Here is a 19,308-nt window from a genome sequence, read left to right as displayed (position 1 = left end):
AATAAGGATAGCTAGTAACTATATACTAACTAATGTTAAGGAGTATAGATGCTATATTTTATTGTTGTAAAAAATTTAAGCAAATTAATGGACAAAATAAATCTTGACACTTATAAACTATACTGTAAATATAATGGTCAAGCTCAATGGGAAGAAGATCGGACAGCAAAGCCCAAAGACGTACCTGAGAATATTGGAGGTGATTTTGAAATAATCGCTACCATTTCTAATAATCTATTTATGATTAAATCCAGACTTTACAGTTCTAAACTTACGGATGAAATGAAAAATGAAATTCTAGAATTGAAAGCAAAAATATCGGACGAAGTATACGGATATATTGAACGGAATGAAAATGTCTATCCAGAACCCGAAAAGAGTTTTTTTCAACGTCTTTTTAAATAGAACTTAAATCAAAATCACAAAATGACATTAAAAGAGACCGTTCTCTGGTTATCATCAAAATCAGTGGAAGATAAAGTAATATTTAATGAACTATTACTTTCTGATATGACTGTTATGAATAGAGCAATTTGGGATGATCCTGAATCAACGGATAAAACTAAGGTTGAGTGTTTAAAATGGTCTAATGAATTAGCCCACAGAATTTGGAATCTATTGTTTGAACTGAAACGTGGAGAGGATAATAATTCAGAAAAATCGTTAGCTGATAATATTAGTTTTTACGGAAAACAATCTGAAAAATTGGCTGGTCATTTAGGTGCAACAATTAACGGAACTATTAAAAGGTGGACTTGCAAGAAGCTAAAGACAGTTCTGAAATTGAAAATATCATTACAACTCACGATGACTCTATAAAGAAGTTTTCTTTATTACATCTCCTAGTAAAATATAGTTTTTAAGGTCTTATTTGGAAGTTAAAAAGCCTGTAAAAAGCAAAATATATAGATTCATAGAAAATAGAGGTAACCAACCTAATATGTCTAAAAAAACCTTTTTACCCTCAAAAATCTAGATAAAAACGATATTATCCTAGTGAAATAATTTTTACCTCTAAAAACTGGCATTAAATGGATTTTACCCCTATTTAGGTAAAATAAACTATATTTACCCCTGTAAAATGAATTTTACCCCAGTTAATAGAAAATAAATGAAAAAAATAGGATTTACTTGGCTTCAAGAAAAATTAAAAATCAAAGGCTTTCAATTAACTCACGAATCATATATAGGGTCAACTGATAAAATAGAAATAAGCTTAACAAATACAGTAGTACGGACTTTCAAATCAAAATATGATGTGAAAAATGACAATCCAATTTCTCATTTAGAATTTGCTTTAAAATATGATGATTTAAACCTAGCATTCATAAAGGAAGTTTTCTCTTCAGTTGAGCATCAAACAATAGCTGACTATGTAAAAGCAAATCCAAATCGAAAATATTCAAGAATAATAGGTTTTCTTTATGAATTCACTGGAGTTAAATCAATAGATGTTGACATAACTATTTCTAATTATGAAGACTTATTAGATTCATCTAAATATGTAACAGGAAGTATTACAAAAATATCTAAATGGAAAATAAATGACAACCTTCTCGGATCTAAAGAATACTGTCCAATAATTAGAAAGACAACAGAACTCAAAGATTTACTTGATTGGGATATTCAAGGTGAAATTGAAAATCTAAAGCATGAATATTCTCCAGAAATTTTTAAACGAGCAAGCTATTACCTATATAAGAAAGAATCAAAATCATCAAGTGAAATAGAGAAAGAAGAGCCATCACAAGACAGAATGGATAAATTCATTGTTTTACTAGAAGAAGCTGGCCAAAAATCTTTTGAAGAATCATTGTCAGAAGTAGAATTGGTACGTATGCAAAATATTATTGTTGATCCAAGGTATGTAGATGATGGCTTTAGAAATTTTCAAAACTATGTAGGTCAAACAATGAGGGACTATACACAAAAAGTACATTATGTATGTCCTCCACCACAATTTGTAAAGTCACTTATGAAAGGACTTATTGACCTAAACAAAAAGAACTCATCAACTGCAACAATTATAAAAGCCACAATGGTATCATTTGGTTATGTATATATTCATCCGTTTGAAGACGGTAACGGAAGAATTCACCGCTTTCTAATACATGATATTCTAGTACGTGATGGCATTGTACCAAATAGTACAATACTCCCTGTTTCAGCTCAAATACTCGCCCATATGGATGAATATGATGCTACTTTAGAATTACTTTCTAAGTTGATAGAACGAAAAGTAAAATATAACATTAACGATTCTGGTGAAATGTCAGTTAATAATGCATCGGATATAGAAGCATTGTTCAGATATCCAGATCTAACAAATCATACTGTATTTTTGGCAAGAGCCATACAATCAACAATTACAACAGATATTCCCGAAGAACTTCTTTTCCTTCAGTGCTATGATGAACTGAAGAGTAACATCCAGAGTATAGTAGATATGCCAGATAAAAAAGTTGATCGTATGATATTGTTCCTTCACCAAAATAAAGGAAAACTTGCAAGTAGAAAACGAAACCTTTACAAAGAGCTAAGTGATATTGAAATTGAGAAAATGGAACAAGCTTATGTTCTGGTATTTGAAAATAAAAATCTAAAATAGAATTAAAAGGCAAAGGCACAATCGAGTAGGAGGATGACGATTCAATAACTGCCACTACGCCTCACACACCACCTGCCACGCTAGTCTAATAACAGGCGATTCATCAAATCAAAGTTTGCCCCTTATTTAAATTGTCTATCATAGAAATATATCCTTTTTCTTTTAAGTCTGGATATGATAATGGTAGTACCCAGTATAGGATGCATATCAAGGAATAAGTGGACAAATCGTGTCAGCCATTACAGGTATCATTCTTGCTATTATTTTTCATCTCCGTAAAAACGATTTATGGTTTAACATCGCTGTTCATGGTTTTATTGACACCCCTGCTTTAATCTTCATTTATTACGGATGGTTATAACACTATAATACCAATCAAACTTATGTATGACAATGCTAATCGTTGCACAAACTCATAATTTTAAAGAAAAATGACTTTATGCAAGCCTCTCTAAGGAGCTTTCTTTATTATGCCATAATTTTACAGTAAACACCATATACATGATACCAAAGTTTCACAAACAACCAATACCAACTATATAGTATTTTATTAATTTTTATCAGGGTGCTCAACTCGTTGTATAAAAAATAATAGTAATTTAAGGCTTGTCAGAATCGTCATCTTCAGTTAGGTTCTTTTCAACTTTTTTCTCAAATTCTTTATAGAATAAATCAGCTTCATCCTTATATTGATAACTTTGATGATACAACATTAACGTGTTTATCGCAATAGAACCTTGTTGTATATAGTTATTATAATTTCTAAAGTAAATTGACAAAAAAAGTGTGTAAGCAGAGTATCTAGAATTATCTTCTTCAATCTTTCCAATATCATTAGAGGCTGAAAACACTAATGCATAATCTTGATTTAATTCATAATAGGCATCTATACAGGCTCTAAAAATTGCTCTTGTATGACCTGAACCAATATTTGAACGGATTTTATATTTAGTTTTGTCTGTTCCTTTATTGTGCTCATAAAATGAAATTACACAAATGTTGTTTGTATAAATTTCTAACTCAATAATTGTAGTAATGATATTTGTAAATTCAGGAATAAATCTATAAATTTTACGAATAATAAAACCATCATTTCCTTTAGGTTTTTCATTCATAAGGAATATTAATCCTTTTTTAGCCATATTCTAAAAATTAGAATAGTGTCCTAAAGTATTTTGTGAATCTACAATTGGAATTCTATTATACGAATCTAATGCGAAATCAGCAGTAGTATCTTGGTTGATAATTACATCTTTGTCACTTGGTTGGTTGGTTAAAAGTCCTTTTCTACTATTTTTCCAAGGCAAATCATTGTGAGTTAAATCAACTAAATCAGAACCACTTAAATGACCATAAGATTTCCAGACATCATTTAAATGATCGAAAACTAAATTATCTAAATCTAACTGAACTACTCTACTATCAGGAATAACTGAACTTCTTTTCATAAACTTAAAATTCGCCCAAACATCATAAACCACAGGACCATATATCCAAGCTTGAATTCTGTCATTAAATAACATTTTGTTATTCTTAACAAAAAACCAAAGCTGTGAATAATACAGTAATTTCTGTAATTTCAACGGACTAACACCTTTCTTTATAAAGAAAGAGGAAATGTCTAATGCTGTATAGTTTGTTTTCATTTTAGTTTTAAATAAGCGATTTACTCGCTTTTACAAATGTACAATATTAATTGAATATAAGACAATTCTCTGAAAATCAAAAACCATCCTCCAAAATTTTTTATGAGGGTTCCAAGCGATCTCGAGGTAATTAGCATTCTCTCAATAGTTCCTCAAAAAGGGTGGAGTTACTACATTTGTTTATACAGTAATCCTATCAATTCCATTAAGTTTTCTCGTTGTTGAATTCATAATAAAACATGTATCCATCACAGAATCTTCTTTACTTTCCTGTAACTCTAATATTATCAATATGATATCGTGTGGTCGCTCTTGGGTCTCCCCCAATATATCTGTACCCAATACGAATCTTACCTTCTAAACAAGAAAGGCTTATTGGTCCTGCAGATACAATAGGACTAAATGCATTGAGTGGTCCTCTGGGAATAGTTGCATCTAGTTTTACCCATGTAGTGGCAGATGGATTTTCTGTATAATTATTGGTTACAAAAACCTCTAAAATATTACCATTATCATATCCTGCTTGAAGATCAAAATTTAAAATCGCATCTGTATAGGTGCTTAAATCAATTTCTGGTGTAATCAACCATGCTTCATATAGACTTTCTTTTGATCTATATCCTGTAATTTGTATGTAGTGATTATCTCCAAAATTTCCTATTTTATAAGTTAGCTTACCCCCTGTTGTGTTCTTATTTATCCATCCTGAATCTTCTAAGTCTATAATTTTGAGATTTGTAAAATCTTCTTCAAATACAGTCAAACTTGCATCAGATACTGATAAGCATTCTAGAACTTCTGGATCACATCGCGATTCTGTATCAAACACTAAACCTGTTGGATCATTAAGTACTAAATTATATGCATTCCCTAAAAAGTTTTTTGTCAATACTCCTTCAAAACTTCCTTGGTTATTGGGTAACTTAAGCCCCTTAAAACTTGAGAAAGTACTAGTGCTTACTATAGTTGTATTATTAGAAGAACAGCTTTCTATAATACGCTCTCCACTATATTTATCATTATCCTCTGCAGCAAAAGTAAAAGCGTTATTTTCTAAAACCAGATTTTTTGTAAACTGTAGCGCATTTATTTTTACATATAGATTTAATAGTTTATCTGTAAAATCTTCAATTGCAATATCTAATGGAGTTATTGTTACAACTTCTGTAGATCGTATCACTATATCTTCTACATAAAAAGAAGGAATTGTACTAATAGAATTTCCTTCTGCAATACCCAAAGTAGGTACTCCATTTTCTATCCCTAAGGATACCCCTTCTAACTTGATATATATTTTTCTTCCAAGCTCATAGGTTGTGTATAATGGATTAATGTCTATTAGTACTTGTATACCTGCAGAGGGGTTATTACTTTTATCCTGAACTATTAGTTTTTTATAAAAATTACCTGCTTTATCGCTGGATACAATGTATCCTTCTATAAAATTATCCGTTTCTTCAAAAAACACCTTGGCATTCTCTCCATTTGATGCAATCTCTTGCCTCAAAATTCCTAGCACAGCATCTATAGAGATTATTGTGCCTTCAATTTTAGGAGTATCAATAGTGATTGAAGGGGTTTTAAATTCTTCTTCTGAGCAATTAAGGAACATTATTCCTATAAAAAAATAACTTAATCTTTTAGCGTACATATCTTTTTGTTTATTATTAAAATTTGTCTATTATTAAAATCTTAGATAAATGTTGAAATAGTATGATATACCTGGTCCATAGAAATACTTAGACCCATGAATAGGAGTATCACGTTGTGATTCGGCTAATGCAAGTCTGTAGTTAGCATTTCTGGATTGCTCAAAACCACCTGTTCTATATTCCTGATTAAGAATATTATTTACAGAAGCAAAAAAGCCTATATAATATTTTTTGACTTTCCACGACTTTCCACCTATTGCATTTACCAAGAAATAACCTTCGAATTGTTCTTGTCTTAGCAAATCTTTTGCAATATTCTCATCATAATCATTAAAAGGTAATCCATCAATATCTTGATAAAAGTTTGCTGTTCTTGCAAAAGGACTAATATTAATAAAGGTGTTAGAAAAATGATTTAAGGTTGCACCAAACCACCAAAAATTAGGGTCACGATATTCAAAACCTAGTTGCATTGCGTTTTGTGGTCCTCCTGCAATGCGATATCCTTTGAGCGACGATTTTCTAAAATCTTGTATTCCTTGAACATCGATAAATGCATCACTGGTACTTGTTAATGTTAAATTAGGATTACTATCAAAAACAAAATTTCCCATTGCTCCTGCTCCTTTTAGTTTTATTGTAGGTGTAATTTGATAGGATACCCCTAGCTCTGTTCCTATATAAATTTTATCGATATCGGTAAGTATTTCTTGAACAAAGCCAGTGTTTGATCCTGAAATAGCTTCTGTAAAGAAGAAAGAAATATCAGTATCATCCATAATTTTAGAATAATACCCTGTTATTCTAGCTCTTATTTTTGAAGAGCGTAAAATATAACTTATATCTATTGATTCATTTTTTTGCCTTTCCTGATCTTTTCCTATCAATTGTGCCACAGTAATATTATTCTGTCTTGCATTAGCAAAAGCATTTTGAATAACTGGTGCTTTATTAAAGTATGCACTGTGAAATTTAATATAATGATGCCCATTGATAGCATATGTTGCTCCTCCTTTTATTCCATAATTCATAAAATTTAAGACATCACTTTTTCCGTAAGAAGCATTCCCAGGAAAATATCCGTTTTCAAAAAGACCATTTCTTTGATATGATGTTTGAGAAACCATTCCTCCTAGAAAAAAATTTATTCTATCAAACTTAAATTGCCCCTGAACAAAACCATTGATTGTAGAGGCATTAATCTCATAGTTATAATCGTATGTATCTCCCTTCTTAACAATACGATCAGGATTTCGTAAATCACTTTGTGCCCTATCTACCAATTCGGTCTGAGAGAATCCTTTTGCAGATAATGCAAATACATCTATATCTAAAAAACTGGCACCTCCTAAAAGATCTGTTACCTCAGCAAAGTTTTGGCTTTTTAAATTTTGATAATTAATCGCCGTATTCAGAGTAAAACGAGGGTTTAATTGGCTATTCAGTAATAGGTTGCCACTTAATTGCGTGTCGTCTCTTCTATCTTCATATAAAATATAAGTTGCATTATTACCTTGTTGTTTATTTTGTTGATTCGTTTGTATCAAATTAGCCCAATTGAGTTGCCCATCATTCAATAATTTTTTCTGAGCTAAAAAAGCTTTTTGATATTCTAGAGATGTTGGAGTTGCTTCTTGTAAAAAAAAGCTTGGCATATTATTAGGGTGTACTGGATTGGTGGCTACACTTCTACCTTTGCCTGTATATGTTTGCTGTTTATTTCCTAGAAATACGATATCACTCCCTCCTGTATCAATTCTACTATTTGCTATTTTTCCAGTTTGAAAAGCTATATTGGTCTGTAATCTTGTATTCTTAGCAATATCCCAATAATGATTTAACATCAAGATTGGTTCTTCAATTTTTTTCTCTCTTGAATTTCTTTTTTCCCCATCCTGATATCCCCAATTAGGATTATAAGTATTTCCTTTAATACGATACGCTTCTTTAGTAATTGCTGTAGATTTCCCTCTACGGTTTGGAGTATAAAAACTAGTCATATTTATACTGTGTTTACTCCCTAGTTTTTTTTCAATAGCAATAAAAAAAGAGTTTGCATCATACCTTGTTCCTTCTATAAAACCTTCTTCCCCAAATCTTCTGGATAGAGATAATGAAAATGCCCATCCTTTTTTTGTAATTCCAGTATGATAAGTACCTATTACTCTTCCTTGATAACTGCGATTGGAGGTTGCATACGATAACCTACCTCCTTTTCTATACTTTGAGGCTCTCATAATTATATTAGAGGTTCCCAGTAGATCACCAAAAGTATAATCGTTTTCAGAGATTCCTATAGAAAACTCCTGATTACGCAATACATCATTCAAACCTCCCCAGTTACTCCATTGTGGTCTTCCTGTAGTAAGTTTATTCATTTGGATACCATTGATCATTACTTTTCCGTTTTCACTTTTTAGTCCTCTTGGACGAAAAAATGTTGTTCCAAAATCAAAAGCAGCGGCATTTAGAAATTCATCTCGTGTGGATTGAAGTAATCCAGCGACACCAAAAGAAATCGTGTTATCTACATTTAATTCATTATCAGAAAGACTAATGGTTCCTATCTGTTCTTGCTTATTATTAAAATCATATTGTAAGTCTATTTTTTTCAGATCAAGAATACCTCCTTCATTAATAACTACAGGAAAATATTTGGTTATATATCCTTCTTTTGATAGTATAAGTACTTGCTCTCCCAAAGGGAGCTGTTTATAGGTATTAAAATCAAACTCGCCCATCGCATTTGTATAGGTGGTGATATGCGTGTGTTTAAGATATAGTGTTGTTTTCTCTAGCTTTTCTTCTGTAATAGCATCTACAACTCTTCCTTTTATTATGGTCTGTTGAGCATAAATCCCAGAAAAACTGCAGAATAAAAAGAAAACTACATTTTTTGAATTAAAAAGATTATAAATCATACTAATTGATACTGTATTATGGGTTTGAGCAATTCAAATTTTGAATTTGCATTGTTAATAAAAAGCAAGTATAAAATATTTGAGTTTCATTTTTTGAAACTTTAAAAATTAATATTTGTAATTAAAAAATATTATGATTCTAAAAAACAAATACTTACTACCTATTTTTTTGTTCACCACGCTCCTCTTTTCGCAGAAAAGAAAGGAATATAAGGTTCATACAATAGCATTTTATAATCTTGAAAACCTTTTTGACCCAGAAGATGACCCTTTGACTTTTGATGATGATAGAACTCCAAAAGGAAAAGATCGTTGGACTTATGATTTGTATGCTCACAAAATAAAGAATATGGCTAGAGTCATTGCTAAAATAGGTACAGATGTATCTAATAATGCTCCTGCCATAATTGGTGTTGCAGAAATAGAGAACAGAAAAGTGCTTGAGAATCTTACTATTGATTCTAGCCTTGTTTCTAATAGATACGATATTGTACATTTTGATTCTCCTGATCGTAGAGGTATCGATGTTGCCTTATTATATCAGAAAGCTTTTTTTAAAGTAAAAAAAGCTCAAAAATATGAGCTCATTATTTATGATAAAACCACAAATAAACGTTTGTATACCAGAGATCAACTATTGGTAAGCGGTTATCTTGATGGTGATCTTATTCATGTTATTGTAAATCATTGGCCATCTAGACGAGGTGGAGAAACAAGAAGTCAATATAAAAGAGAAAAAGCTGCTGCACTTAATAAAAAAATTATGGACTCCTTGTTTACTGATGATCCATATGCAAAAATTATTACTATGGGCGATCTAAATGATACCCCAAATAGTCCTAGTATCAAAAAAATATTAGCAACAAAAAAACACATAAAAGATGTTGAAATCAAAGGCTTATATAATCCTATGGAGCAATTAGCAAAAAAAGGAATTGGCTCTCTTGCCTGGAGAGATCAATGGAGTTTATTTGATCAAATTATTATCTCTAAAGAGTTTTTAACCTCTGATTATTCTTCTTACCAATATTATAAAGCTGGTATATACAATCCCAGCTATCTAATTACCGCAACTGGTAGATACAAAGGATATCCGTATAGAAGTTATACCAATGGTAGCTATTCATATGGATACAGCGATCATTTTGCTGTATATATCTATCTTATCAAAGAAAAGAAATAAACAAAAAGGCATTAAAATACAATGTTTTAATGCCTTTTAAACAAATAAATAAAAACCAAGTAATCTATTGTTGGTATTATGAATACTTTGTTGGTATTAGAAATTATATTTTAGGGTGGTAAAAGCCTTTAGCAATATAGCGGCCTTTTGGTAGAATATTTATTAGATAATGTTGAATCTAGAGATTGTCTAATAGTAATTGCAATAATGCTTTGGGGATAAAAATAGGTAAGACCGTTTTGTGGTTGATCAAAACATATGTTATAGCCATGGTGATCTTTTTGAGAGATATCTGTAATATGACCTTCTAGATATAAGCCACTAGCTAGAGATACTCCTACAATAATATGAGACTTGTTTTGGTAGGCAAAGTTTACAGTTTCTGCTATAGATTTAGTTTTAAATTCTTTTAGATATGAGACTTCTAATGCAATATCAAGCCCTGATACTTGATGATTTTCTTGAAATACTGTGGTCGTTCTTTTTTCTTTGAGTGCCATACGTTTTTCTATAAAGTTTGTAGTTATCACCAAAACCTAAGTGCTTTTTGATACTTCAAAAGTATGATGATATAAGGTGTAATAGTTCCCCCTTTATAGTGAATTATTATACCCTGAAAAAGGGGGGATGAAATATGGGGTTCTACTCACTAAGTGAAGTTTTAATGCTCTAAAGATTGCTTAGAAACTAAAGGTTTGTGTCAAACAAATACTTTGTGGGTTTACCCCAGAGGAGTTTATCATTGCTTGGTCAGAAAAGAAAGAATATAAAAAGAGGTGCGTGTGCACCTCTTTTTTTGATCAATGATATGATTAATCCGGGAAAAAATGTATTGGTTATTTATGGATTAATCAACCTTATTAGATAATTTAGGTTTATAAGTATGCCCTAACTAGAAGGTACTTTGTAAATAATGTCGAGGTATGTTTATTTTGGATAAAAAATAATAATCTCCAAAAACAGTAACTTCAAGTATCAAAAATGGTATTACTTAATAATCTCAGCAGTAACATCAAGTCTAGCTGGCTCTAATAAGTCATCAATCTCTGCGTTATATTTTATTCTGGGATAAAACACGGCAGTTGTTTTATAAGTTGCTGCGGGGTAATCTCGAGCATTAATTGTAACACTTATATTAGCACTATCTCCTGGAGCTAAACCTCCACCACCAGGTACAGATCTATTAAATATAAATACTTTAGATGGTGTTACAGGATCTTGATTTTCTTGGGTATCTCCATTTCCATACTCTAGCAGGTGATTTCCTTGATTAGTCCATTGTGTAATAACATGCGTTACTGATGCTCCCTCTTGAATATCAGTGATGGTAAAAGAGGATACTTCTGTTTTGATTGGGTTGATTACATCTACAATGACAACAGTAGTTTTAAATTGATCATTGTCTTTATTTTTAACCTCAAGAGTAAATGTATTAGGGTATTTAAAATCTATACTCATGCCCTCTGCTGGGTATTCTTGAGTAGCATCTCCTGGTAATTGAGAGCTATTTTGGTAATAATATAATTTTGAACCATCATATGTAATTGTAGGTACTAAGTTTGAAAAATCTGTTCCTACAGGTACAAATAAATATATTTTATCTAATCCTGGGTCTTCTATAGTTTTAGAAATTTCAATATCATTTGGCAAACCTGGGTTTTTACTCTTTTCAAACTTAAAGCTTGTTATTTTTAATGTTTCGGGTACAATTACTGGTTCTCTTGTAATACTCACAGTATAATGCAGTAATTCTTCTTTATCACCTGTAGCATTATTTATGGTATATAGATTTGTTTTTCCGTCTACATATGATAATCTTGTATCGTTACCAGGTGCAATACTGAATTTACTCAAATTAAGCTCATCAGATGTTATTATTGCACTTATAGCATCTAAAGAAACTTCTGCGGCTACAGTGATATTAATTTGACCATGTTTTGTTTCTTTATTCTCTACAATCTCTGGATCAATGATCTCTGTTTTTATTGCTGTTATACCAAATAAAGGAAAAGCCGAGAGTTTTGCTTCTTGTAGATTAACTGGCTGCTCTGGTTGTAAAATACCAGAGTTGTCGTCATCAGAACCACAACTGATTATTAAGCTTAGGGAAAGGATAACACTTCCTAGACTTATTGATTTAAAAATGTTTTTCATTATTTTACTTTTCAACTGATTAATTGATCAAATGTATTGTAATGATTTATTTCTTTAAAATTAATATGGTGTGCTATCTTATTTATTTGGTGAATAAGCTATAATAAGGGGTGAGCTTATAAGCATTGTTTTTGAAAATAATTGAGATTATAATTCTTGAAAAACTTTTTTTTTAAACAGTTGGTCTTTTTTTAATATAAAACATTTAAATATGATAAAAATAAGAGTACCCTAAAAAATATTTTTTAGGGTACTACTTTTTTGACAATATTCTAGATAAAATCTAAAAAATGATTATTACCACACAAAGTGAGCAATAACATCCATTCTAGCTGGTTCTAATAGGTCATCAATCTCTGCGTTATCTTTTATTCTAGGATAAAACACAGCTGTTGTTTTATAAACTCCTTGAGGGTGGTCTAAGGGGAAATCAATTGCTGCCACTATATGGTCACTATCTCCTGGAGCTAATCCTCCTGAGGGCATAGTTGTATAAAAATCAAATAAATAATGTATTCCTACAGGGTCTTGGTTTTCTTGAGTATATTCTTTTCCATATTCCAACAAATGATTTCCTTGGTTAGTCCATTGTATAACATGGTCTGCTCTTAAAACTCCATCTGACAGGTAGACGTCAAAAAAGGTTTCCTCTATTTTGAGTGGGTTAATTACATCTACAATGACATTGATAGTTTTTGATTTGTCATTGTTTTTATTTTTAATTTCAAGAAGAATAGAATTAGGATACTTAAAATTCATACTAGTGTTTTCAGTATATATTTTTTCTACAGAAGATCGTAAAGGGCCTTCGTGGTAATGTAGCGTTGTACCAGTGTATGTAATTGTTGGAACCAAGTTTGTGAAGTCGGTACCTACAGGTACAAACAAATATATTTTATCGTTTGCTAAATTCTCTACAGTTCTGGCAATTTCGATATCATTTGGCAAATTTGGGTTTTTACTTTTTTCAAACTTAAAACTTGTTAGCTCTAATGTTTCTGGCACGATTACAGCTTCTTTTGTAATACTCACAGTATAATGCAGTAATTCTTCTTTGTCATCAGTAGCATTGTTTATGGTATATAGATTTGTTTTTCCGTCTACGTATGATAATTTTATGTCGTTACCAGGCGTAATGCTGAATTTACTTAAGTTAAGTTCCTTAGATGTTATCATTGCGCTTATTGCATCTAGAGAGGTTTCTGCGGCTACAGTGATATTAATTTCTCCGAACTTAGTTTCTTTATTCTCTACAATTTCTGGATCAATGATCTCTGTTTTTATTGCTGTTATACCAAATAAAGGAAAAGCTGAGAGTTTTGCTTCTTCTAGTACAACTTCTGCCACAGGTGGTGTGTCTGGCGTATCTGGGTTTGTAGGGTCTAAAATTGGGGCATCATCTATAGAGTCACAGCCAATCATAAGAAATATAGAAAGAACCGCACTTCCTATATTTAATAATTTAAAAATATTTATCATTGTTTACCTTTTCTTAAAATTAGTTTATCAACTAAAAATATGATACTAAGGTGCAGTTTCTAAATTAATATGGTGTACGGTATTATTTATTTGGTAAATGGATTAAAAAGAAGGGTAAGGCATACTTTAATTTATAGATTTTATGCGTTTATATTGAATTCAATTTTATAACAAGCTCCAGGATTAGATGCAATCTCAACAGAGCCTTTTATTTGCTTTGTCAATCCTTGTATAAGTTGCATACCCAGAGAATGGCTGTTTTCTATTTTGAAATCTTCAGGGAATCCAACTCCTGTATCTTTTATGGTAAGTGTGCATTTACTCTCGTTTTGAGAGGCTTCGATACTAATATGCCCTTTTGCACCTTCTTGAAAAGCGTATTTTATACTATTGACTATAATTTCATTTACAATTAATCCACAAGGAACCAAGTAATCCATATTAAGGTTAATATGATCTACAGCCGTATTTATTGTAATATTTTGTTCTGTAAGATCGTAACTGGTTTTGAAATATATTAATAGGTTCTCTAAATAGGTTTCCAAATTAATCATAGACAAATCACTAGACATATATAGTCTCTCGTGTATAATAGCCATTGCTTGGATTTTATCTTGTATTTCTTGTATGATTTCTATAGAACTTTTGTGGTCTCCAAATTTATGTTGAAGTCGTAACAGACTTGAAACAATTTGTAAATTGTTTTTTACCCTGTGATGTACCTCTTTTAATAATATCTCACGATCTTTAAGTGTTTGTGATATCTTCTTGTTTTTTTCTTCTAGAATTCCATTAGTCTTTTGTTTGTTTTTGTAACTATAAAAAAGCGTTGATGCTATTATGGTTAATCCAATTAACCCAATTAGTAATACAATTTGAGTCGTTTGTTGACTCTTGTTCTCCAATGTTTTTATTTTGTTTTCATTGGTTAATAATTGTACTTCTTTTTCTTTGCTTTCAATATCAAATTTTGCTTGAATTTCTTTTATCTGGTTATGTTTTTTTTCATTAAACAAAGAGTCTTTGACTTTATTAAATTTTAATAGATACTCATATCCTTTTTTATATTTTTTTTGTCTGCTATAATAGTCATGAAGAGATTCATATACTTTTGATAGTTGTGGTAGTGCTTTTGATTTTGTAGCTATTGCCAATGCTTCATCATAGTGTGATATTGCAGCTTTGGTATTCCCTATTTTTTCATAGATCTCAGCCAATCTAAGGTATTCAGGTGCATTACCGTATGTTTGACCAATTTTTTTTCTCAATTTTAGAGATTCTTTGGTATATGCCAATGCTTCTTCTAATTTGTTCTCTTGGATACTTATTGTAGATAGATTGCTCAATCCAGCCATAAGAGAGTTGTAATCATCTAATTTTTTTGCAATACCAATAGATTCTTGTATCGTTTTTTTTGCCTTTTCAAAATTATTCTGACGCATATACATTTCTCCCATATTGATCAATACAGCAGTTCTGTATTGTGGGTCATCAATTTCATGCGATAGTTTCAGTGCTTTATTATAATACAGAAGGCCATTTTTATCGTCTTTTAACCTACAGGAATACAATGAGCCTATATTATTCATTATACCCACAAGAAGATTATTTTCTTTTTCCTTTTTGTAGATCTCAGCAGTTTTTAAATAGAAATCTAGTGCTTTATCATATTCTCCTATCCGCACATGCACTAGCCCCATATTCTGATATGTCCTTGCAATGCCTAAATCGTAATCTAATCCTTTTGCAATCTCTATTGTTCTATTGTAATAGAATAATGCTTGTTCGTATTCTGATCGCCCATTACAAAGTTTACCTAGTATAAAATAAAAATAACCAACATCCTTAGAATTTTTGTCTTTTAATAGTTCTAGTCCTTTTAGTGCGTATTCGGTAGCTTTTTCGGGATCAGTATAACTTCGACTGAGTGCAAGTTTTTGATAGATTTCTATTTTTTCTTTTTTAGAAGCTGTTGTTAACTTTTGCGTCAAACTATCTGTTTGAGCAATTAATGAAATACTTAAAAAAAAGAGTAAAAGATAAGAGTATCTCTTCAAAAAAAAGAAGGGGGTATTCATGTTATAAAACATCTAGGCGTTCTAATAATAAATTTTTATAGGCTTTGCTAATTGGGATGGTGTTATCTCCAATACATATGAACCTATTTTCTATTTTATCAATTTTTTCTAAGGCAACGATATAGGATCTGTGAATTCTTAAGAATTTGTCTTGTGGTACTTTGTCATAAAATTCTTTGAGAAACATGTTTACAACTACTTTTTTGTTTTTAGTGATTACCTGTGTGTAGTTATCCATTGCTTCTGCCCATAGAATTTCATCAATCATAACTTTTGTAAGCTGTGATTTATCTTTTATAAATAATGAGTCAGACAGTTTGTTACTAGCAGATGAGTGTGGAGTACTATCTTTTTTTTCAAGTTGTTTTTGTAGAGCAATTTGTAGGGCAAAAGATAATTCTTTTATTTTAAAAGGTTTTAGTAGAAAGCCAAAAGGTTTAGATTGTAATGCTTCTGCAAATGTATGGTTATCTCCATAAGCAGTAAGAAAAACAACTGGAGTTTTATATTTATGATAGATTTCTTCTGCAGTATCAATGCCATTTTTTTTTCCAGAAATATTGACATCCATCACAATAATATCTGGTGTGGTCTCTGCAGTGTATTTCATCGCTTCCTCATAACTATCAGCAATACCGACTACCAAATAATCAATTTTTTCTAAGCTAATTTTAATATCTAAGGCTATCGAAAATTCATCTTCGACGATTAACACTTTTTTGTTTTTCATCATAAAAATTATCCCTCTTAACTGTTACTACAAAGCTATTTAAAATATACTTTAGAAATGCTATATATAGAAAACAATACTACTTAATAGCATTAATAAAAGCGTTTTTTTAGTGGGTTTATGTTGTTATGTTTTTGATTTACAGCAACTTTTTGTTATAAAATAAAAAGCGAAAAGATTCTGTATAAAAAAAGAGCAATCTTAATTTGATTGCTCTTTTTTATATTTTATAAATAATTAGCTTTTATAGGCTATTAAGGATGTCTTCAATCTCTTGTTTAGTATCGGCAGACTCATTTTCTTTTACTCGCCTTAAGACATCAAAAAACTTGTTTACTACTTTGTTAGCCATCATCAAGTCATCTAATTTAAGTTCTCTTCCTGTAGATGTAAGCAATTTATAGTTGTAGAATTCAATAGGAACAGATTTATCCAGTTCTTTTACTAAAGATGTAGTTCCATTATCTTTTACTATAGAAATCACATTACCATTGGCAATTACTTTGTCTGTAAGTTCACTAATATCTTTTGCAAGAGGGTATAATTCATCTTTATGAAGTATATGAAGTCCTTCCCAGTTTTGAGTTTGGGCTTGGGTAGATAATCCAGCACCTAGCATAAATAAAAGTAGAAATAATTTTTTCATAACGTTTGGGTTAAATAATAATGTATTAAAAAATTTATAGGTTAATCATATTTGGTTATTACAACGAGATAAAATTTATTTTATTGTTAAAATAACCTTAAAAACATCGAGTCAAAATACTCAATTTATTTGATAAAAACCAAAAAGCGTGCCATGAATTTTTGTAAAAATATACAACCTATAACAGCTTGATAAAAAGAAAGATACTCTATAAGTATTATTTCTAACATAAATTTTACTCAAAAAAAGGAATAAGATCAGAGGTTAATAATATAATACTCACTACCTCACAGTTAGATTAGTATAAAAACTTCTAAACCGTATGATTTTGCAAAATGAATATTGAAGGAAATCACGAGTGTTTTCTTATATAAGAGGTTATAAATTAGGTTTTTTAGAATATTATAGTATATTTAATATCCCCCTAAATCAATAAAATATACAGTTATGTTTATCATCTTCGGAACAAGAGGACTCAAACACACGGTGAGTGAAAGTCCTGTTTTATCAAATTCATGCCCAAATTGTAATAATGGAAATTTAGAAAATAAGTTATATCGCAGATGGTTTACCTTGTTTTTTATTCCAATAATTCCCTTGGATGTGGTAGATCGTTTTTATGAATGTGATAGTTGTAAAAGTGCCTATAATGAAGGTATAAAAACAGTATTACAACGCTCACAAGAAGAAATTAAAGAGAATCAGAAACATGCAAAACTAGTTTTTGCCAAAGCGCTAGTAGCATCAATGACACATATGTCTATTATTGATGGTGACTTTGCAAAAGAAGAGGAACGTGAAATTATGGATGCTATCGAAGGCTTTTCTGAAATAAAAGATGATTTAATGGTAATACATCAAGATGTAAAAGAAAATGGGAATCAGAATAATCAGGTGTTTAATTTTCTTAATGAGGCACGTAGTCAATTATCCTCAGAGGCATTGATCAATATTTTGGCACAGGCAGCTGTAGTGCTTCTGGCAGATGGTTCGATAGAGAAAGAAGAAGAAGATCTTATGAAAGAATACTTAATTGCTTGTGGATTACCAAAAGATATGTACCATACCTTAATCGATAAGCTAAAGAGAAAGGATATGACCAAAATAAAAAAAGAACAAATGAATTAATAGACACAGAAAGCGACATTGCTTTAGTGCTTTATCCTGTTTCGAATTATTTGCATAGCCGTACTTACTGGTTGGGAGGTTTCTGATCAAACGACTCCAGAGTTGATGCGGTATTTCTATAAAAACCTCAAATCAGGGATGAGTAAAGGCAAGGCATTACAACAAGCCAAATTAGAATATCTGGCAACTGCCAATATCAATAGAACAGCCCCTTTTGGGCAGGATTTTATTTGGTAGGAGATACAGCGCCTATTCCGTTTATAGACAATACTAGATTGTACTGGATTTTGGGAATAGCAGGATTGATTATTCTATCAACAGGACTTTTTTGGTATAGAAAGAAAACCAATACAATTGATCATTAGAATTGTGTTTTCAGAATAGGCATGATTAGAGAATATTGATAGTTAAAGTAAATTACTTACTTTTGCATAAGTTCTTTATGTAACCATACTCCATAGTTTTTGAATTTAAGTTTAATTTTTAAAAACTATATATGATGAATTGGAAAATTCAAAAACTATTGAATGGCGAGACGATTGTCTCCAAAGAACCAGGTAATTCTATGTTACCTTTATTAAAATCAAAACAACCTGTCGTTTTAGAACCTGTAAAATGGGAAGATTGCAAAGCAGGAGATATTGTTTTTTGTAAAGTAAGGGGTAACTGTTTTACACATTTGGTCAAAGGAAAAAATGTGAAAAGAGGATTACTAATCGGTAATAACCGAGGTCGCCTTAATGGCTGGACCAAAAATGTATATGGAAAAGTAATAGAAATATTACCAATGTCATAGAAGTAGCGCTAAAAGCGCTTTTTTTGTTTATATACATTTATGATTCTATGAGTTTTTTATAAAAAACTACAAAAACGAATGTTAGCCACAACAAATTCAGTTTTGTAGAAAATATACTACAAATACCAACTAAACTGACAGGATAAACTTTGGTTGTTAAACTCAATTTACTGATTATTCTTCTTATCAATATTATAAAGCTGGTATATACAATCCCAGCTATCTAATTACCGCAACTGGTAGATACAAAGGATATCCGTATAGAAGTTATACCAATGGTAGCTATT

Annotated in this window: 18 protein-coding genes; 8 read left to right on the top strand and 10 right to left on the bottom strand. The window is 30.7% G+C overall.

What is annotated here, in order from left to right; all coding sequences use genetic code 11:
• The first annotated feature begins 87 nt into the window (after positions 1-87).
• The 4 genes from DG508_RS08310 to DG508_RS08305 all read left to right on the top strand — a co-directional run bounded on the left by DG508_RS08310 (position 88) and on the right by DG508_RS08305 (position 2,608).
• Positions 88-405, top strand: coding sequence for a hypothetical protein (locus DG508_RS08310; RefSeq protein WP_108867708.1), 318 nt, complete (start codon positions 88-90; stop codon positions 403-405).
• 21 nt (positions 406-426) lie between these two features.
• Positions 427-819, top strand: coding sequence for a hypothetical protein (locus tag DG508_RS21170; RefSeq protein WP_199912767.1), 393 nt, complete (start codon positions 427-429; stop codon positions 817-819).
• The gene (locus DG508_RS21420) at positions 783-863 is read left to right on the top strand and encodes a hypothetical protein (RefSeq protein WP_328515272.1); all 81 of its coding nucleotides are present in this window, start codon (positions 783-785) and stop codon (positions 861-863) included. Before DG508_RS21170 ends, DG508_RS21420 begins: the two co-directional genes overlap by 37 nt.
• 248 nt (positions 864-1,111) lie before the next feature.
• Entirely contained in the window at positions 1,112-2,608 is a 1,497-nt protein-coding gene (locus tag DG508_RS08305) for a Fic family protein (RefSeq protein ID WP_108867707.1), read from the top strand.
• A gap of 599 nt (positions 2,609-3,207) precedes the next feature.
• On the opposite strand, the gene DG508_RS08300 is transcribed toward DG508_RS08305, so the two are convergent.
• The 4 genes from DG508_RS08300 to DG508_RS08285 all read right to left on the bottom strand — a co-directional run bounded on the left by DG508_RS08300 (position 3,208) and on the right by DG508_RS08285 (position 8,827).
• Positions 3,208-3,750: a hypothetical protein gene (locus tag DG508_RS08300; protein ID WP_108867706.1), complete on the bottom strand. Its 543-nt coding sequence runs from the start codon at positions 3,748-3,750 to the stop codon at positions 3,208-3,210.
• Positions 3,751-3,753: 3 nt separating this feature from the next.
• Positions 3,754-4,254 carry a Panacea domain-containing protein gene (locus tag DG508_RS08295; RefSeq protein WP_108867705.1) on the bottom strand — a complete coding sequence of 167 codons (501 nt, stop codon included), beginning with the start codon at positions 4,252-4,254 and terminating at the stop codon, positions 3,754-3,756.
• A 262-nt stretch (positions 4,255-4,516) separates the two neighbouring features.
• Entirely contained in the window at positions 4,517-5,905 is a 1,389-nt protein-coding gene (locus tag DG508_RS08290) for a DUF5689 domain-containing protein (protein ID WP_159090762.1), read from the bottom strand.
• 33 nt (positions 5,906-5,938) lie between these two features.
• Complete coding sequence (locus tag DG508_RS08285; protein ID WP_108867703.1) at positions 5,939-8,827, bottom strand: TonB-dependent receptor; 2,889 nt, start codon at positions 8,825-8,827, stop codon at positions 5,939-5,941.
• A gap of 133 nt (positions 8,828-8,960) precedes the next feature.
• On the opposite strand from DG508_RS08285, the gene DG508_RS08280 reads away from it, so the two are divergent.
• The gene (locus DG508_RS08280) at positions 8,961-10,010 is read left to right on the top strand and encodes an endonuclease/exonuclease/phosphatase family protein (RefSeq protein ID WP_108867702.1); all 1,050 of its coding nucleotides are present in this window, start codon (positions 8,961-8,963) and stop codon (positions 10,008-10,010) included.
• Positions 10,011-10,138: 128 nt separating this feature from the next.
• Here DG508_RS08280 and DG508_RS08275 read toward each other — a convergent pair whose 3' ends face one another.
• The 6 genes from DG508_RS08275 to DG508_RS08250 all read right to left on the bottom strand — a co-directional run bounded on the left by DG508_RS08275 (position 10,139) and on the right by DG508_RS08250 (position 17,097).
• A complete protein-coding gene (locus DG508_RS08275; RefSeq protein WP_108867701.1) occupies positions 10,139-10,510 on the bottom strand; it encodes a hypothetical protein in 372 nt (123 codons plus the stop codon).
• Between the two features lie 487 nt (positions 10,511-10,997).
• Entirely contained in the window at positions 10,998-12,164 is a 1,167-nt protein-coding gene (locus DG508_RS08270) for a hypothetical protein (RefSeq protein ID WP_108867700.1), read from the bottom strand.
• 297 nt (positions 12,165-12,461) lie between these two features.
• Positions 12,462-13,643, bottom strand: coding sequence for a hypothetical protein (locus DG508_RS08265; RefSeq protein ID WP_108867699.1), 1,182 nt, complete (start codon positions 13,641-13,643; stop codon positions 12,462-12,464).
• Positions 13,644-13,783: 140 nt separating this feature from the next.
• Positions 13,784-15,634 (bottom strand): tetratricopeptide repeat-containing sensor histidine kinase, encoded by a 1,851-nt coding sequence (locus DG508_RS08260; RefSeq protein ID WP_159090759.1) that lies wholly within the window; start codon positions 15,632-15,634, stop codon positions 13,784-13,786.
• 88 nt (positions 15,635-15,722) lie between these two features.
• The gene (locus DG508_RS08255) at positions 15,723-16,454 is read right to left on the bottom strand and encodes a LytR/AlgR family response regulator transcription factor (protein WP_108867697.1); all 732 of its coding nucleotides are present in this window, start codon (positions 16,452-16,454) and stop codon (positions 15,723-15,725) included.
• 241 nt (positions 16,455-16,695) lie between these two features.
• On the bottom strand, positions 16,696-17,097 hold the full coding sequence (locus DG508_RS08250) for a hypothetical protein (RefSeq protein ID WP_108867696.1): 402 nt from the start codon (positions 17,095-17,097) through the stop codon (positions 16,696-16,698).
• A 447-nt stretch (positions 17,098-17,544) separates the two neighbouring features.
• On the opposite strand from DG508_RS08250, the gene DG508_RS08245 reads away from it, so the two are divergent.
• From DG508_RS08245 to DG508_RS08235, 3 genes are all read left to right on the top strand, one after another.
• Positions 17,545-18,225 carry a tellurite resistance TerB family protein gene (locus DG508_RS08245; protein WP_108867695.1) on the top strand — a complete coding sequence of 227 codons (681 nt, stop codon included), beginning with the start codon at positions 17,545-17,547 and terminating at the stop codon, positions 18,223-18,225.
• 33 nt (positions 18,226-18,258) lie between these two features.
• Positions 18,259-18,462: a CHAT domain-containing protein gene (locus DG508_RS08240; protein WP_328515271.1), complete on the top strand. Its 204-nt coding sequence runs from the start codon at positions 18,259-18,261 to the stop codon at positions 18,460-18,462.
• A gap of 259 nt (positions 18,463-18,721) precedes the next feature.
• Positions 18,722-19,021 carry a phage repressor protein gene (locus DG508_RS08235; RefSeq protein WP_108867693.1) on the top strand — a complete coding sequence of 100 codons (300 nt, stop codon included), beginning with the start codon at positions 18,722-18,724 and terminating at the stop codon, positions 19,019-19,021.
• The last annotated feature ends 287 nt before the right edge of the window (positions 19,022-19,308 follow it).

Origin of the sequence: Aquimarina aquimarini, from assembly GCF_900299535.1 — a bacterium.
GTDB classification, from domain to species: domain Bacteria; phylum Bacteroidota; class Bacteroidia; order Flavobacteriales; family Flavobacteriaceae; genus Aquimarina; species Aquimarina aquimarini.
This window is presented reverse-complemented; position numbering and strand designations above follow the sequence as displayed.

Excerpts from the sequence above, each read along its gene's own strand:
- DG508_RS08250 (WP_108867696.1), bottom strand. The coding sequence starts at position 17,097 with ATGAAAAAATTATTTCTACTTTTATTTATGCTAGGTGCTGGATTATCT.
- DG508_RS21170 (WP_199912767.1), top strand. The coding sequence starts at position 427 with ATGACATTAAAAGAGACCGTTCTCTGGTTATCATCAAAATCAGTGGAA.
- DG508_RS08270 (WP_108867700.1), bottom strand. The coding sequence starts at position 12,164 with ATGAAAAACATTTTTAAATCAATAAGTCTAGGAAGTGTTATCCTTTCC.
- DG508_RS08295 (WP_108867705.1), bottom strand. The coding sequence starts at position 4,254 with ATGAAAACAAACTATACAGCATTAGACATTTCCTCTTTCTTTATAAAG.
- DG508_RS08290 (WP_159090762.1), bottom strand. The coding sequence starts at position 5,905 with ATGTACGCTAAAAGATTAAGTTATTTTTTTATAGGAATAATGTTCCTT.
- DG508_RS08235 (WP_108867693.1), top strand. The coding sequence starts at position 18,722 with ATGATGAATTGGAAAATTCAAAAACTATTGAATGGCGAGACGATTGTC.
- DG508_RS08255 (WP_108867697.1), bottom strand. The coding sequence starts at position 16,454 with ATGATGAAAAACAAAAAAGTGTTAATCGTCGAAGATGAATTTTCGATA.
- DG508_RS08280 (WP_108867702.1), top strand. The coding sequence starts at position 8,961 with ATGATTCTAAAAAACAAATACTTACTACCTATTTTTTTGTTCACCACG.
- DG508_RS08245 (WP_108867695.1), top strand. The coding sequence starts at position 17,545 with ATGTTTATCATCTTCGGAACAAGAGGACTCAAACACACGGTGAGTGAA.
- DG508_RS08305 (WP_108867707.1), top strand. The coding sequence starts at position 1,112 with ATGAAAAAAATAGGATTTACTTGGCTTCAAGAAAAATTAAAAATCAAA.
- DG508_RS08300 (WP_108867706.1), bottom strand. The coding sequence starts at position 3,750 with ATGGCTAAAAAAGGATTAATATTCCTTATGAATGAAAAACCTAAAGGA.
- DG508_RS08310 (WP_108867708.1), top strand. The coding sequence starts at position 88 with ATGGACAAAATAAATCTTGACACTTATAAACTATACTGTAAATATAAT.
- DG508_RS08275 (WP_108867701.1), bottom strand. The coding sequence starts at position 10,510 with ATGGCACTCAAAGAAAAAAGAACGACCACAGTATTTCAAGAAAATCAT.
- DG508_RS08285 (WP_108867703.1), bottom strand. The coding sequence starts at position 8,827 with ATGATTTATAATCTTTTTAATTCAAAAAATGTAGTTTTCTTTTTATTC.
- DG508_RS08265 (WP_108867699.1), bottom strand. The coding sequence starts at position 13,643 with ATGATAAATATTTTTAAATTATTAAATATAGGAAGTGCGGTTCTTTCT.